Origin of the sequence: Dyadobacter sp. BE31, assembly GCF_031457695.1 — a bacterium.
GTDB lineage: Bacteria > Bacteroidota > Bacteroidia > Cytophagales > Spirosomataceae > Dyadobacter.
In genome coordinates this window covers 517477-533695 of record NZ_JAVDXA010000005.1, presented here as the reverse complement: position 1 = coordinate 533695, position 16219 = coordinate 517477, and the positions used below count along the sequence as shown (strand labels likewise).

The following is a 16219-nucleotide window of genomic DNA, read 5'->3' as shown; positions in this document are numbered from 1 at the left end:
AGGCCATGTTTATCAATATCACTGACAACAAGGAAGCCAACAACAAGGGCAGCAGTGGCGGGCTCGTTCATTACCTGGAAAAAGAGAACCGGCTTGACCAAAAGCAAAAAATAGAGCACTGGTTTAATGGGCAGCGAACCGGGATTCGCCCTTATGAGGTCGTCAGCAAGATCGACAACAATATCGCCAAGCTAGGCCGGGGTGATGCCAAATTCTTTTTGGTCAATATCAGTCCTAGCCAGAAAGAGATCGCGTTCCTGAAAAAGCAATATGGCGAGGATGGTGCGAAAGAACAAATGAAAGAATTTGCTGCCAGTGTGATGGATGCCTATGCCCGGAATTTTAATCGCGATGGTATCGACAGTCATCGAGACTTGGTGTGGTTTGCCAAACTCGAAAACTACCGTTACTATGGCTATAATGATCCCGAGGTCAAACAAGGGATCAGAATCCGGGGGGAACGCAAGGAGGGCGAGCAGTTGCATGTGCAGGTCATTGTCAGCAGGAAAGATGTCACGAATAAAACCAAGCTTAGCCCTATGAATACCTCGCGGGGAAAGAACGTGGAGCATTCCAAAAAGATGGGCCAATTTGACAGGGTCGCTTTCAAGCAAAGCGGAGAGAGCCTTTTTGATCGCAAGTTCGGGTTTGACAGGCAGCTTAAAGAGACGCTTGCTTACGCTAATATCCAGAAAAACGGCAAATTGGTGCAACGGGAACAGTTAAGCGTTCTAACCAAAGCTGCTTCACGTAATTACCAGAGCAAGTCAGTGGCCAACGAGCTGGCACAGGGTGTTTCTCAACGCTTGTTTGCTAACACGGCCGATATGCTGGCCGATACAGGCAAATCAACCGCGGATTTTTTGAAAATATTGCTGGAACCGTCCTATTCAGCCGGTACTGACCTTGTTCCAGCTCACCTAAGAAAAAAAGAAAGGAAAAAATCGAAAGGGCAGCAGATTTCGCGCCGAAATCTGCCTCTCGTACGCTATGACTAATATTCTTTCGTGGCCCTGATAGCTATCGCATTGCAGATCCAGGGGAAAACAGGCGTGGTTCTGATAACAATGAATTCACAATTTCCACAGACTACTCTCAAGAAACAATATGTAGGATCTTTCCTGACCGTTTCTGACTCAATCTTACTTCTAAAAGATTTTTCTGGATTACTTTTTTGGCTCTTTGGAGCGCTTTTCGACCCTTATACATCCTTCTGGAGCGAATTCGGACTTTTTCGCATCTCTTTACGACACTTTTTTCATCATGTGCTTTTAGGGTGTTTGAGGAAGTGGGGCAGGTACCACATACCGTTATCAAAACCATTTGTATTTTACCTGCGGATGCTGATAAAACACTTTACACTAATTATTGACGTTGGCAGGGATATTTCTTTTATTTGTAACCATGAGCACAGCAACAAAAACCAGTCATATTGGTCACAAGATCAGCCGGATTCGCGAACTGCGGGGACTAAAGCAGGAGTTTGTAGCCCACGAACTGAGGGTGAGCCAGCAAACTGTATCGAAAATCGAGCAGAGCGAAACGATCGATGCTGAACTGTTGGAACAGATCAGCAAGATTCTGGGAGTTCCTGCGGAGGGCATTAAAAACTTTAATGAAGAAGCTGTGTTCAATTATATTCAGAACAACTATGAAGGAGCCAGCGGCAACTACAGCGGCCTCTATAATTGCCAATTCAACCCGCTGGACAAGCTCATAGAGGCATTCGAAGACAACAAGAAGCTTTATGAACGTCTGTTGCTGAGCGAACGAGAAAAGATAGAACTTCTGAAAGACACGAAGGGCTAATATCGTTACTACTGTATAACTGGCGCAATCCGATCTATCTTTAATATGTAAGTACATAAAGCGTCTTTCTTGTGAGCCGCGTTGCTGTATTGCAAATCCTCATCAAAACCCCGCACAAGTTTTGGTATTCTCACGGTAACATATAGTTACTTAAAAACCTGAGTCCCTTCCGAATGAGTACGGGCCTATGGGCGATTATCCTCATAAGCCGAATAAATTTACTAAAATTAGGATCAGTGCTCTCTTCGTACAAGACATTGATTATGAGTAGGCAACATACTCAAGTAGTTAATAATCTAGCTCTGTTTTACAACAACATGCTCCTTTGTTTTACTTAACTGAAGCAACGGAATTCGCGAGAAAATAATGTTAAACTATATTTGCACACCTAGGCAGTGACTACTTAATTATATAAACCCTCTTTAACCTAATGGAGCACGACAACTCTAAACAACTCAAAATCAGGTTTGCCGGACGACTAATCGATCTTTTAGGTCAGCAGATGTATGGAGGAGCCGTTCCCTCGGTAGCAGAGCTGGTTGCAAATGCGTGGGATGCCGACGCGCAAAAAGTCGAAATAAGTATTCCAGCTAACATAACTGATGAACATGCTGAAATAGTAGTCAGGGATTTTGGCTCAGGTATGACTTTCGAAGAACTGAACAACTTCTATCTACACGTCGGATACGAACGGCGCCAAAGAGGCGATAGAACTCCTGGAGGTAGACTTGTGATGGGACGGAAAGGTATAGGAAAACTTGCGGGATTTGGCATCGCTGAGGATATTATTGTTACCTCGATTAAAGATGGCAGGTTAGTGGAGTTGAGGCTGAGTTACACCGAGTTGAGGCAACAGACAACAACCACCGACTACGTAATCCCTACACTTCGCGACGAGGACAGTACCGAGCCAAGTGGCGTCAAGATCACTTTTAAAGGCCTAAAATTAACCCGAAATATAAATCCAGAAGCTTTCAGCCAAAGCATGGCTCGAAGATTCGCACTAGGCTCCGAACAGATGCAAATCTTTGTAAATGGAACTGAGATTTCGAAGGAAAATATCAATCTTGAATATCGGTATCCACAAAGCGGCTGGGAGGAAATTGAAGTAGAAGGGTTCGGAAAAATCCAATGCTGGTTTGGATTTCAACGAGAAACTATCAAGGATTCAGAATTAAGAGGTATTTCAATTTTTGCCAGAGAACGAGTTGCCCAATTTACGCCATTCTTCTTCAATCTTTCGGGAGGGATAAATGGCCAAGTAGCTCTCGAGTATTTAATGGGCCAAATAAAAGCGGACTTACTTGACCAGGAAACTGATTACATCGCGACAGACCGTCAAACAGTAAACTGGCAATTTGGCAAAGCGCCAGCTCTCGAGGAATGGGGAAAAAATAAAATCAAGAGCTTGTGCGCTGATTGGAAGAAAAAACATGAGCAGAAAAATGTTGATCGATTTCAACACAACCTCGGTGACTTTTTTCAAAGAATCGATAGGCTTTCTACAATTCAGGAGAAGCAAGACTTGACATCTGCGCTTACAAAAATCGCTGGAATTGAACGAATTACCGAGGAAGATTTCAAAGTGATAGCAAATTCCATGGTTTCAGGCGTTGAAAGGGAAAGCGTGAAAAAGGTCATACGACGGATTAATGCGGCTAGCGACGAAGCACTGCCCGAATTATATGAAGCCATAAAAGAGTGGGATATCATCAGTGCCGTTGCCACTGCGGAAGTAATTTACGGTAGGATTCAGATAATTGATCAGTTTCAAATACACATTAAGAACCGAACGCCTGAAAAATCTGCTGCTGGCAAAGAGGATATGCAATCCTTCATCAAAAATTATCCTTGGCTACTTGGACATCGCTATGAACAATTGCTGCCCGCGGACTTCCATCACGAAAAGGGGCTCGACAAATGGATTGAAGATATCATCATAGGGACCAATCAAGAATATGGAGAAGCCAATAGACGTGATGGCAGAAGGTTCGACTTGCTTTGCATCAAAAATGACTGGCTAATAGTTATTTTGGAATTAATGAGACCAGGAATCCCTGAAGACTACGACCATGTCATGAGATTAAATAGGTACGTAACGAAGATAAGAACTGCGATAACGGAGAACTCCTCTCGTCCAGAATTTAGTAACAAAAATGTTTTCGGATTGCTAATTGCCGATGAGCCAAGCAAAGATGCCTCTTTAAGCGATACCAAAATAGCATTAAGAGGCAATCTAGAGTCAATAACGTGGAATGGCCTTTTTACGACGGTGAAGGCTAACTATGGAGAATATTATGAACTTCTTAAAAGTAAGGCTCCCGAAGATCCGCGATTAAAAGGTATGGTGACTTTTTAAATAACTATGAAACTGATTTCAATTGACTTATTCTCAGGAGTTGGAGGACTGACTGAGGGACTTCATCAAGCCAAATTTTCAACAAAAATTGCCTTCGAGCTAGATAAGCTTGCAGCAGCAGCCTATACATTAAATCATAAGAAAACCGAGGTAATAAATGACGATATACGAAATATTTCGATTGATCAGATAAAACGCAAACTCAAGGGAAAAACCATTCACTTGTTGGCTGGTTGCCCTCCTTGTCAAGGCTTTAGCTCGATAAGAAGACTAAACAAACCGCAACCGGTCGAGGATGAGAGAAACACTTTAATAAACGAATATGTCAGGTTCGTCGAAGGTCTCAGACCATATACGTTTATGATGGAGAACGTTCCTGGACTTGCTCTTCATTCGTCATTCCACGAGGCAAAGCACTTTCTAGAATCCGTTTTAGGTTACTGGGTCGATTTTCAGGTGATTAACGTCAAAGATTACGGAGTGCCGCAAAGTCGCAAGCGACTGGTCCTCGTTGGTTCAAGGCTTGGTAAAATTCAAGTTGCTCCACCTACTAACGAAAGAGCGACAGTTAAATCTACGATTGGCGACATGGAGCTGCCGGAAGACAGCGATGACGCACTTCATAGAATCTATCCCACCCACACACAAAAAATAAGTGACTTGATATCTTCCATCCCTAAAAATGGTGGAAGCCGAAAAGATCTAGGCTTTGATAAACAGTTACGGTGTCACCAAAAGGAAAACATTGGCTTCAACGATGTTTATGGACGACTTAGGTGGGATGATTACTCAACGACCATAACTGGTGGCTGTTTAAATCCGTCTAAGGGACGATTCCTGCATCCTGAACAGGACAGATGTATCTCTGCGCGAGAAGCAGCCTTGTTACAGTCGTTTCCAAAAAATTACCAATTCCCTACTAACGCGCCCGTTGAAAAAATAGCTCTCATGATTGGGAATGCGCTCCCTCCGACCTTTTCAAAAATCCAAGCGATAAACATTCGGAAACATATCAAGCAATATCTCGACCGATAATCCATTGTTGGGGCAACCTGTGTTGGGCTGGTATACTTCCTAATCATTTAGCCGTTACCGGCATTGTTATGAGGGTAAAACTCGTTGCCTATACATGTTCCGCGACGTCAGGGAGTCCTTCAATTCCATCACGCTCAACAGATTCGGGTTCAAAAAGTTAATCACCCGATTTCAACCATCTACTATTTTTTCAACATTAGTGGCTTAGCACTTTCAACATATGACATTGATTATTTGAGTTCAATTCTTACCACGGTTATAATTTGTGTTCAAGCCGCGGAATTTTTATTCGCACGGAGTACGTTCTTAAATTTAAATTGCGCGTGGGTGTATCACGCTACCAACCCCCAGCCAACTTATGAGCTTTATTGATAAAATAAATTCTACATTGCGACCATCCAGCAGTACTTCTTGGACAGCGCTTGACTTATTTGCCGGATGTGGAGGGCTTTCATTAGGCTTCGAATCTGCTGGCTTTCAAACAGTTGGATATGAAATAGAGAAATACGCCGCTGAAACCTACAGCACCAATTTGCGGGGAAATTGTTTCACGGAGAAATTAACCAAGGACACAAAATTTTCAGAAAAATTCGACATTGTTATTGGAGGCCCACCTTGTCAGCCGTTCAGCGTTGGCGGCAATCAAAGAGGTATCGAAGATGACAGAGATGGGTTTCCCGCCTTTATTCATGCCATAAGGATGCTAATGCCCAAAGCATGGCTTTTTGAGAACGTACGAGGAATGCTTTATTCAAATAAGTGGTATTTTGATGAAGTCATTGAAGAGTTGCAGTCGATTGGATATACCGTTGATTTTAAACTACTTAATGCGGTACATTTCGGAGTACCGCAAAATCGGGAAAGGCTCTTTGTGGTTGGGCACTTTGGAGGTTACAACTTTCCAAAACCCAGTGGCATTACAGTGACGGTTAAAGATGCGATCAGCGATTTGATCGATTCCATAGAGGATGAATCGAAAATATTGAATGCGTCTATGGATCGGTATATTGCTAACTATGAAAAGGCTTCAAAATGTATCAATCCCAGAGACCTGCATTTATCCAAACCTGCCAGAACGTTGACATGCCGAAATTTAGCAGGCGCTACAGGCGATATGCAACGTGTTAAGTTAAAAGATGGTAGACGCCGCCGGCTGAGCGTACAAGAAGCGGCCCGGCTTCAAAGCTTCCCAGACTGGTTTTCTTTTTCAGGGACGGAAACAAGCCAATTTTACCAAATCGGCAATGCTGTTCCTCCGTTATTAGGATACCAACTGGCGTTGTCTCTGAACGAATATTTGGTTAAGTTCGACCCAAAACAAATCGTTGCGCCTAGAAGGCCCAGAAAGAAACCCGAGCAACTATCGATATTTTAAATGCGTCAACTAACAAAAAGCCGTAAATCCAAACCAGTTGTAGATATCATCAACCAAGCCATCGAAATCTTGGCGGCTGTAGGCATCCCTTTTGATGACAAGACTGAAAGAGCCGTCGAAAAATCTGCGATGGCATTTTTAGCAGTTGCAGGTATCACAAGTTCTCCTCAACAAGCGCAAGGGTTTGTTGAAAAGCGTTACCTAAAGACTCGCGATATCATTAGATATGTAAATACTCATTTTGAAGAAAATATTTCTTCAGGATCTTATGATGATGTGCGAAGGAAGGATCTAAGGCTGCTTGTTCTCGCAGGTCTAGTAATAAACAGTGCAGAAAAAGCAAACGCGGCTACCAATGACCCTACTAGGGCATATGCGATTTCGCCATCATTTACAGAGCTTATAAGAACGTTTGGAACAGCCAACTGGGCCACCGCGCTTCAACAGTTCTTAACCGGTAAGCCGACAATGCAAGAACTTCTTGCAAGAAAGCGAAATTTAGAAGTTGTACCGGTGACGCTGTCAGAGGGCAAAAAGTTGAATTTGAGCGCAGGCTCGCATAATTTACTACAGAAATTGATTATTGAGGAGCTCTTACCTCGCTACGGTTTTGGCGCTAAAGTGCTGTATGTCGGTGATACCGCGAAAAAGCTTCTCCATGTTGACGACAAGACGTTGAAATCTCTCAATTTCTTCGAATTAAATCACGATGAATTACCCGACGTAATTGCATATTCCCAAGAGCGTAACTGGCTATATCTTATTGAGGCGGTTCATAGCAGCGGACCGATAAATGAAACTAGACGGCTGGAACTCTTGGCCCTAACCGAAAAATGCACCGCTGAAATCATATATATCACTTCATTCCTTAACAGACCGGAATTTAAAAAATGGGCGTCCGAAATCGCTTGGGAAACGGAAGTTTGGATTGCCGATAATCCTGATCACCTCATACATTTTAATGGTGATAAGTTTCTTGGTCCTTATTCATCATAATCTTTCACTATATTATTTTCATGAATATTCATCATAGGGAATATGACCGACATCCATTCACGTGAGATTCGAAGCTTTAATATGAGTAGGGTTCGTGGGAAAAATACGAAACCGGAGATGCTCGTTAGAAAATTCATGTTCGCAAACGGTTTGAGGTACATTCTTCATGACAAACGCCTTCCTGGCAAACCCGACTTAGTCTTTCCAAAATTAAAGACTGTCATCTTTGTAAATGGCTGTTTCTGGCATGGACATAAATTATGTAAGTATTTCTCCATCCCTAAGACTCGAAGTGAATGGTGGACTTCCAAGATTGAGAGCAACATAACAAGGGACTCTGTAAATCAGTCAGCCCTAGAACAAGCGGGTTGGAAGGTTCTTACTATCTGGGAATGCCAATTGAGGATACAGCATCGGGATATCTTTTTGAACAACCTGTTAAGGGAAATGAATACACCTTAACAATACACTATCACCCGCCTAATATGGACTTGTGAGCAACATCCCATGGCATGACAAAACAACAAGAGGCGAACCAAATTTGATTGCATCAGACACGAGCCCTCATACGCTAAATGTCGCACGATAACAAAGTATATAGGTACTCAAACCCCTTTCCCGCAAAGAACTTCAATGCTCGCTCCGACTACGTGGCAGTACCTCAAAACATAACGAATAACATCTTCCAGAGTGCCGTCGGTTGATTTTATTGCAATCTATAAAGTCTAACGAGCCGAAGATTTTTGAGATTGATCTGGATCAGTCCGAAAACTTGGGGGGCGGAGAAAAAAGTAGTTGTTTTGCGATGAATCAACATTGAATGCATTGCAAGAGTCCTATTTAGCCCTAGTCCGCTTCCTTTTACCCGAGGGTATCCTCGATTACTTCGAACTTTCCAAAATCGTTGAAGGCCTCACCGGCCTGCACATCTATCTGGAAGAGAAAAACCTTCCTCCTTCCGAATACAAAGACCAAAAGTTAGAATCAAAAGGCTTTCTGCCTGAGATATACATTCAGGATTTTCCAATTCGCAATCAGAAAGTTACGCTATGTATCAAGCGACGTCGATGGGAAGTCAAGGACACAGGCGAGATTATCAGTAGAGATTGGAATGTAGTGCAACAGGGGACTCGGATGACCAAGGAGTTCGCTGATTTTTTAAAAGACTTGTATTGATAATAATTCAGTCAGTTGCTCTCAATTAGGGAAATACTTTCATTTAGACGGCAAACAGCTCCAAGAACAGTATAAAAATCATATCAGCGATTACAAGGACTGGGACCAACGTGAGCATGCAGCAGACTGGCTTTTATATCCGCAAAATGTTGGGCCGTACCTAAGCATCGATGAAACCTCGCTCTCCAATGGCGAGCTGTACACGATTGTGACCAATAAGGGAGCCAAAGGGCGTAATGGGTCATTGGTAGCCATGGTAAAAGGCACGCAAGCCAGCTCGGTCATCGAAGTTTTGAGGAAAATTCCCAAGCGCATTCGTGGTAAGGTTCGAGAAGTTACGCTGGATATGGCCGCTAGCATGGGACTTATCGTAAGCCGGTGTTTTCCAAAGGCATCAAAAGTTATCGACCGTTTCCATGTTCAGAAATTGGCCTTTGATGCCGTCCAGGAAATTAGGATACAACATCGTTGGCGGGCACTGGATCAAGAAAATCAAGCTATTGAAGAGGCCAGACAATCCGGTTTGGCATATCAGCCCGAGATTCTTTCTAATGGCGATACACTAAAACAACTACTAGTCAGAAGCAGGTACTTACTTTTCAAGCATCATGACAAATGGACTGCCTCGCAGGTTCACCGTTCGAGGCTGCTTTTTGAGCGTTACCCGCTTATCGAGCAGGCCTACAAGCTCGCAACAGGCTTAGGAACCGTTTTTCGGGTTTGCAAGTCGAAAGAGCAGGCGTTTAAAAGACTGGCGCTATGGTATAATGTAGTGGAAGATTGCGGCTTAGATTCCTTTAAAACCGTTGCCAGATCTATTCAAACACATTATCTGGACATCCTTAATTTCTTCAATAACAGAAGTACCAATGCCTCGGCCGAGTCTTTCAATGCGAAGATCAAGGCTTTTAGGTCATCATCCAGAGGTGTGAGGGATATACCATTCTTCCTATTCAGGCTTACCAGACTCTATGCTTGACTTCCCCCCAAGAATTCTGCTTGATCCATTGATCTCAAAATGTTTGCAAAATGTTTGCAAATAAAAAAAGCACTTACAAGTTTTATCTCGCAAGTGCTTGATTTCGAGGCTCCCGAAGCTGGGCTCGAACCAGCGACCCTCTGATTAACAGTCAGATGCTCTAACCGGCTGAGCTATTCGGGAATCATTATCCGGTTGTTGTACTCGAATTGTGGTGCAAATCTAGTAATTCAAGTTATACGGCGCAAGTATCGGCATTAAAAAAATATTACGCTTGCACTTTTGCGAGGATTAACTCCTTGACTTTCTTGGCATCTCCCTTCGTAAAATTATTGATAATTATTTCGGGGCGCATGCGTGGGATGATCCGAATGGTTGAAAAAAACATCCCGCTGTCGATCTCTACGCCGGAGATGTCCGAGTAAAACACGAAATTATCGTTGCTTCTGAAAAGTTTCCTGACTTTGAAGGTTACCCCTTTTTCCCCGAAAGTGATTTCGTCCGGGAAAAATGGGTTCATGAGCCCGCTGGCGCTGAATCGCTCGTTCATATTTTGAATAGGTTATTAAATGAATGCTTACAAAGGTACGTATACGACTTTCTTAGTTTCAAAGAATTCTTCCCCGAAAAAGTCGGAAAGCTCGTAAACCTGCGGCTTTTCTTTGATCTCAGAGAGTTCTTCGGTTAGGTCGCCACCTTTGAGGTATAAAATTCCGTTCCTGCGGTCGTGGAAGGAGTTGCGGCTAATGTTTTTTTTCACCCAGCCGACAAACGGTGCCATGCGCGTCACGGCGCGGCTTACTACGAATTCGTAACTATCGTCGAGCTTCTCGGCGCGCACCTGCTCAGCGCGTACGTTGTCCAGCTTCAATGCGTTGACGACTTCCTGCACAACGCGGATCTTCTTACCAATGCTGTCGACGAGGTGAAACTGCGCCTCGGGGAACATAATAGCCAGTGGAACGCCGGGGAAGCCGCCGCCTGTACCCACATCGAGAATAGCCGTACCGGGACGAAACTCCTGAACTTTGGCAATGCCCAGCGAATGCAGTACGTGGCGCTCATATAATGTATCGATATCCTGCCGCGAAATCACATTCACACGCGCGTTCCAGTACTCGTACAATTCACTCATTTGCCCGAACTTGTCGCGCTGGTCGGCGGTGAGGTTCGGGAAGTATTTATCAATCAATTCCATGATTTACGGGGTTTTCTGCTCGTCATGGTCAAAAACCCGAAAACGAGGTAATAAACAAAAAGTGCAAAGTCCATCAGTAAAAAGCTGAACCACTCCACGGTTTTATCCAGCTTTACATTAATAATGATCAGCAGGAACCATTGGATGGCCCATCTTACTCCAAAAACGATACCGAGGTATTGCAGCAACAGCATGTCTTTCGTGATCAGCCCCCAGGCGAGTGTCAGCAAACCAAGGAGCCAGGTAGCAATGTGCGCGCCCGAAAGCATCCCGAGCAAGATCTTGTTCCGGGGCTTATAATACCGGCTTACGGAAATATGTCGGCGTTTCTGCCTGAACCAATCTTTCCAGTTGGTTTTGGGAAGCGAGTAAACGAAAGAATCTTCTTCGATGGAAATGGTGGTATTCGAGCTCGTAGCTACTTCATTCAGGAAAATATCGTCGTCGCCGCCGAATACGTGCTTGTGCGTATAAAAGCCCTTGTTGGCAAAAAATACGGAACGCTTATATAATATGTTACGTCCAACCCCCATGTAAGTCATTCCGGCCAGCGTGAAAGACAGGTATTGAACGGCCGCATAGAAGGTTTCACAGCGAATAAACCAGTTGAGGAAACCCTTTTGCTTAAAATAGGGCGAAAAACCTAACACAATATTCTTATCCTCGGTTACCCGAGAGGTCATAGCGGTGATCCAGTGGCTGGACGCAGGACGGCAATCGGCGTCGGTCATGAGGGCGATCGGGTATTTGGCCTGCTTCATTCCGACGGTCAATGCATACTTCTTAGGCGTGACATGGTCGAACTGGTCGTTGATGCGGATGTAACGAATATTTTTCCAGCCATTGATATGCTCACGGATAAACTCCTCGCTGCCGTCGTCGGAGCGGTCGTCGAGCAGGATTACCTCGTATTCGGGATACTCCTGTGCATCCAGCAGCGGAATGAGCTCCGTCAGGTTCTCTTTTTCATTCCAGGCACACACCAAGACGGTTACTCCGGGCATGGCATTACCATAATTAGCGCCCTTTCCGTAAAATGCCAGCCGTGTAAAAAAGAAGAGATAATAGAATAACTGAACAGCTACGAACGCTCCCAGCGCATAGAGTAAAGAATCGGCCACAACAGAAGAGAGATGTAAAATTTTACCATATTCATGCAAATATACTGTCATTGACAGGAATCTTCGAGGCGTTACCCCTATTTTTGCACACCAGCAATTTAAAACCTTTTAATGAAGTTTACATTACAAGTTGAGGATCCCCATTCGAAAGCGAGGGCCGGATTGGTCGAGACGGATCATGGGGTGATCCAGACGCCCATCTTCATGCCTGTGGGCACTGCGGGGACTGTAAAAGCGGTTCATCAGCGTGAATTAAAGGAAGATGTAAAGGCACAAATCATATTAGGAAACACCTATCACCTATATCTCCGTCCAGGGCTCGATATTCTTGAAAAGGCCGGCGGGCTGCATGCATTCAACGGCTGGGACAGGCCGATATTGACCGACAGCGGCGGTTATCAGGTGTATTCGCTTGCAGGAACCGGCCGTAAAATAAATGAAGAAGGTGTGGTATTTAAGTCACACATTGACGGTGGCGTACACACCTTCACGCCCGAAAACGTGATGGATATCCAGCGTACGATCGGCGCGGACATCATCATGGCATTCGACGAATGCACGCCTTACCCATGCGATTTCACGTACGCACGTAAGTCCATGGAGATGACGCATCGCTGGCTTACGCGCTGCTGCAACCGGTTCGATAGTACCGAACCGCGCTATGGCCACAGCCAGACGTTATTCCCGATCGTACAGGGAAGTGTATATAAAGATCTCAGAAAGCAATCTGCTGAATTTATTGCGTCCACGGGCCGCGAGGGCAATGCGATCGGCGGCCTTTCGGTAGGCGAGCCGGCAGAGATCATGTACGAACTCACCGAGGTGGTTTGCGATATTCTGCCCAAGGATAAACCGCGCTACCTCATGGGTGTAGGCACGCCCGCGAACATCCTGGAATGCATTTCACTGGGGGTAGACATGTTCGATTGCGTAATGCCAACCCGGAATGCACGCAATGGCATGATTTTTACAACAGAAGGCATTATTAACATCCGCAACGAAAAGTGGAAGGATGATTTGTCACCGATCGACGTCGGCCTAGGAGGGCACGTTAGTACATTTTACAGTAAGGCCTATCTGAGGCATCTTGTAAAATCCGGTGAGATGCTCGGAGCGCAGATTGCGAGCATCCATAACCTGACATTCTATTTGTGGCTGGTTAACAGTGCGAGAGAGAAAATTATCGACGGAACTTTCGCTTCCTGGAAGCGGGAAATGGAAAAAAAATTGAATCAACGGCTTTGAAAGTTCAAAAAAGGAGGTTTCTTTCGGGTAAAATTTGAATTAAATATCAGGAAACTTTTCCATTTGTATCAACTTGCGGTTGATTAAGTGATATTGATAACCTATTTTTGTGCGCACTAGGCATTTGGTTAATGTTGCGATTAGCCGTGAAAACAATATATAACTTTACTCATAAAATTGGATATAGATCAATCCTAGTTAATCTTAATAACGCTAACTTGAATAGTATGAAAAAAGTATCCCAGTTGATTGGTTCGTTTGCCTTGGGAGCAATGATGGCGCTGCCTTCATTCGCACAGCCGCTGGTGCAACCGAATTCTCCGGATTACAATCCAAAAGCGACGTACGATGGCCCTTACAAATTGAACACCTGGTCAATTTCCGCACACTTTGGCCCAACGCTGTTTTTTGGTGACTTAAGAGAGTATGACTTCTGGCCTGTTACCAAAACCAACTCTGACAGCCACAAGGAATCCGGAACTTTTCAAGGAGGCCTCACTTTGAACAAACAACTTTCATACCTTTTCGGCGCTCGTCTGGACGCGTCTCTGGGTAACCTGAGAGGTATGAAACGTCGTAATTATAACCGCTATTTTGAAGGAAGCTACTTCGATGTATCGCTTTCAGGAACTGTTAACCTGAAAGGACTTTTGATGGGCCCTAACAAAATGAAGCGCTGGAAAATCGATGCGTATGCAGGTATCGGTCAGGTTTTTTACGATGCTACCGCATACGACCTGGCGGGTGGTGTAGAACTTCGTAAAACAGGCAAAATGAACGACTGGATCGTTCCAACCGGCTTGAACATCAATTACGAAGTGACTCCAAGAATCGACATCGGTCTTGACTTCCGTTTGACTCACACTAACTCTGACTACCTCGACGCTACTTACGGCGGCGACTACGACAGAACTCAAAACAAGGTTGAGATTAAAGATCAGGTAAAAACTTCCCACAAAGGAAACTCTGAGCTTGACAGCTACGGATACGGTGCAATCCAGGTAACTTACAAATTGGGCAAAAAGCCTTTGAAAGTTCAGAAAGTGGATGGCAAATGGGATTACAAACCAGAAGAAGGCGGTTACTACCACCTGCGTTACACAGACCCACGTGTACTGGTTAAGCCTCCGAAAATCCTTACACTCGAAGAAATGGACTCCGTTGCAAAAGCAAACCGTCCAAAAGATATCGACCCACGTTTGTTGCTTGATACCGATGGTGACGGTGTATCCGACTTCTTCGATAAAGAGCCTAACTCACCGGCAGGAAGCATTGTTGACGGTGCTGGTCGCGTGCTCGACTTCGATTCTTACGTGAAAAACGCATTGGCAACAGGTGCAGCTTGCTCCGAGATCTTTGCTAACGTAACATTCGATACCGACAAAAACGTATTGAAACCTGAATTCCAGGAATTGCTGAAAAACGTAGCAGCACTGATGAACAAAAACGGATGCCGCTTGCAACTGGCTGGTCACACCGACCGTCGTGCATCTGACCGTTACAACGTCGCGCTTTCAAAACGCCGCGTAGATGCAGTGAAAAACTTCCTGATCAACGAAGCTGGTCTGCAAGACCCAAGCAAAGTGATCGTAGACTACTTCGGATCATTCAAACCTATCGCCGACAGCGCAACCCGTGCAGGTTTGCAGAAAAACCGTCGCGTAGAATTGAAACTTCTTCCCTAATAGTTGAAGAAACGACTTAAAGAGAAAGGCTCCCGTCGGGAGCCTTTCTCTTTTTAATATATTCACACGCCAAATCAATTAGCCACATCATAACAACGCAACAGGAATTAATGAAACAATATGATTATCTGGTAGTAGGAGCAGGTTTGTGGGGATCGGTATTTGCCCATGAGGCAACCAAACGCGGCAAGAAATGTCTGGTAATCGATCGCCGCGACCATATCGGCGGTAACGTATATTGCGAGAATGTCGAGGGCATTAATGTCCATAAATACGGCGCCCATATATTTCACACCAACGACAAGGACATCTGGGATTACGTGAACTCCTTCGTGGAATTCAACCGTTACACCAATTCACCAGTAGCCAATTTCAACGGTGAGCTCTACAATCTTCCCTTTAACATGAACACTTTCTACCAGCTGTGGAAAGTACGTACGCCTGAGGAAGCTAAGGAAAAAATCCGTCAGCAGGTGGAAGAAGCAGGTATTAAGGACCCGCAAAACCTGGAAGAACAAGCGATCTCATTAGTTGGTACCGACATCTACGAAAAGCTGATCAAGGCTTATACAGAGAAACAATGGGGAAGGAAAGCCACCGAGCTGCCCGCGTTCATTATCAAGCGACTTCCCGTACGGTTCACGTTCGACAATAACTACTTCAACGACCGCTACCAGGGCATTCCTATTGGAGGCTACAATAAGCTTACCGAAGGACTGTTGAAAGGCGTAGATGTTCGTCTGGGTGTGGATTTCTTCAAAGAAAGGGAAGCATTGGCGGCCCTGGCAGAAACGATCGTTTACACCGGTCCTATCGACGAGTATTTCGATTTCCGCTTCGGCCAGCTCGAATACCGCAGCCTGCGCTTTGAAAATCAGCTGCTGGATCAAGACAATTACCAGGGAAATGCGGTGGTAAACTACACGGATGGCGAAACGCCTTTTACCCGCATTATAGAGCATAAGCACTTTGAATTCGGCACGCAGTCCAAAACCGTGATCACCCATGAGTATCCGCAAGAATGGGTGAAAGGCGCCGAACCCTATTACCCGGTGAACGACGACAAAAACACGGCGGTATTTAATCAATACAAAGCCCTGGCAACCGAAGAGCCTAACGTTATTTTTGGCGGAAGGCTCGCTGAATACCGGTACTACGACATGCACCAGGTAGTGGCATCAGCACTTAAAAAAGTGAAAGTACATTTCGATTCCTAAAAATATTTTTTTGCTAGAAAACCC

15 protein-coding genes and 1 tRNA gene are annotated in these 16219 nt (G+C 44.7%); 12 read left to right on the top strand and 4 right to left on the bottom strand.

The window, feature by feature from the left end; translation table 11 throughout:
- Positions 1–5 precede the first annotated feature (5 nt).
- The 9 genes from J2Y43_RS25545 to J2Y43_RS25505 all read left to right on the top strand — a co-directional run bounded on the left by J2Y43_RS25545 (position 6) and on the right by J2Y43_RS25505 (position 9729).
- Entirely contained in the window at positions 6–998 is a 993-nt protein-coding gene (locus tag J2Y43_RS25545; RefSeq protein WP_309987978.1) for a DUF5712 family protein, read from the top strand.
- 406 nt (positions 999–1404) lie between these two features.
- On the top strand, positions 1405–1809 hold the full coding sequence (locus J2Y43_RS25540; protein ID WP_309987979.1) for a helix-turn-helix transcriptional regulator: 405 nt from the start codon (positions 1405–1407) through the stop codon (positions 1807–1809).
- Between the two features lie 430 nt (positions 1810–2239).
- On the top strand, positions 2240–4168 hold the full coding sequence (locus J2Y43_RS25535; protein WP_309987980.1) for an ATP-binding protein: 1929 nt from the start codon (positions 2240–2242) through the stop codon (positions 4166–4168).
- Between the two features lie 6 nt (positions 4169–4174).
- On the top strand, positions 4175–5203 hold the full coding sequence (locus tag J2Y43_RS25530; protein WP_309987982.1) for a DNA cytosine methyltransferase: 1029 nt from the start codon (positions 4175–4177) through the stop codon (positions 5201–5203).
- Between the two features lie 358 nt (positions 5204–5561).
- Positions 5562–6578: a DNA cytosine methyltransferase gene (locus J2Y43_RS25525; protein ID WP_309987984.1), complete on the top strand. Its 1017-nt coding sequence runs from the start codon at positions 5562–5564 to the stop codon at positions 6576–6578.
- Positions 6579–7574, top strand: a complete 996-nt coding sequence (locus J2Y43_RS25520) for a BsuBI/PstI family type II restriction endonuclease (protein ID WP_309987986.1) — start codon at positions 6579–6581, stop codon at positions 7572–7574. It abuts the gene before it with no gap.
- Positions 7575–7616: 42 nt separating this feature from the next.
- On the top strand, positions 7617–8036 hold the full coding sequence (locus J2Y43_RS25515; RefSeq protein ID WP_309987987.1) for a very short patch repair endonuclease: 420 nt from the start codon (positions 7617–7619) through the stop codon (positions 8034–8036).
- Positions 8037–8390: 354 nt separating this feature from the next.
- Positions 8391–8750: a transposase gene (locus J2Y43_RS25510; RefSeq protein WP_309987989.1), complete on the top strand. Its 360-nt coding sequence runs from the start codon at positions 8391–8393 to the stop codon at positions 8748–8750.
- Positions 8751–8832: 82 nt separating this feature from the next.
- Positions 8833–9729, top strand: coding sequence for a transposase (locus tag J2Y43_RS25505; protein ID WP_309988951.1), 897 nt, complete (start codon positions 8833–8835; stop codon positions 9727–9729).
- A 109-nt stretch (positions 9730–9838) separates the two neighbouring features.
- Here J2Y43_RS25505 and J2Y43_RS25500 read toward each other — a convergent pair.
- From J2Y43_RS25500 to J2Y43_RS25485, 4 genes are all read right to left on the bottom strand, one after another.
- A tRNA-Asn gene (locus tag J2Y43_RS25500) sits at positions 9839–9912 on the bottom strand.
- Positions 9913–9997: 85 nt separating this feature from the next.
- A complete protein-coding gene (locus J2Y43_RS25495; RefSeq protein WP_223410766.1) occupies positions 9998–10279 on the bottom strand; it encodes a hypothetical protein in 282 nt (93 codons plus the stop codon).
- A 27-nt stretch (positions 10280–10306) separates the two neighbouring features.
- Complete coding sequence (gene rsmG / locus J2Y43_RS25490; RefSeq protein WP_309987991.1) at positions 10307–10927, bottom strand: 16S rRNA (guanine(527)-N(7))-methyltransferase RsmG; 621 nt, start codon at positions 10925–10927, stop codon at positions 10307–10309.
- The gene (locus tag J2Y43_RS25485) at positions 10918–12048 is read right to left on the bottom strand and encodes a glycosyltransferase (RefSeq protein ID WP_309987993.1); all 1131 of its coding nucleotides are present in this window, start codon (positions 12046–12048) and stop codon (positions 10918–10920) included. The genes rsmG and J2Y43_RS25485 overlap by 10 nt, the downstream gene beginning before the upstream one ends.
- Before the next feature lie 111 nt (positions 12049–12159).
- Between J2Y43_RS25485 and tgt the strand changes: the two genes are divergently transcribed.
- The 3 genes from tgt (at position 12160) to glf (ending at position 16195) form a co-directional block, all read left to right on the top strand.
- Entirely contained in the window at positions 12160–13293 is a 1134-nt protein-coding gene (gene tgt / locus J2Y43_RS25480; protein ID WP_309987995.1) for a tRNA guanosine(34) transglycosylase Tgt, read from the top strand.
- A 227-nt stretch (positions 13294–13520) separates the two neighbouring features.
- The gene (locus J2Y43_RS25475; protein ID WP_309987997.1) at positions 13521–14978 is read left to right on the top strand and encodes an OmpA family protein; all 1458 of its coding nucleotides are present in this window, start codon (positions 13521–13523) and stop codon (positions 14976–14978) included.
- 110 nt (positions 14979–15088) lie between these two features.
- On the top strand, positions 15089–16195 hold the full coding sequence (gene glf / locus J2Y43_RS25470) for a UDP-galactopyranose mutase (RefSeq protein ID WP_309987999.1): 1107 nt from the start codon (positions 15089–15091) through the stop codon (positions 16193–16195).
- Positions 16196–16219 lie beyond the last annotated feature (24 nt).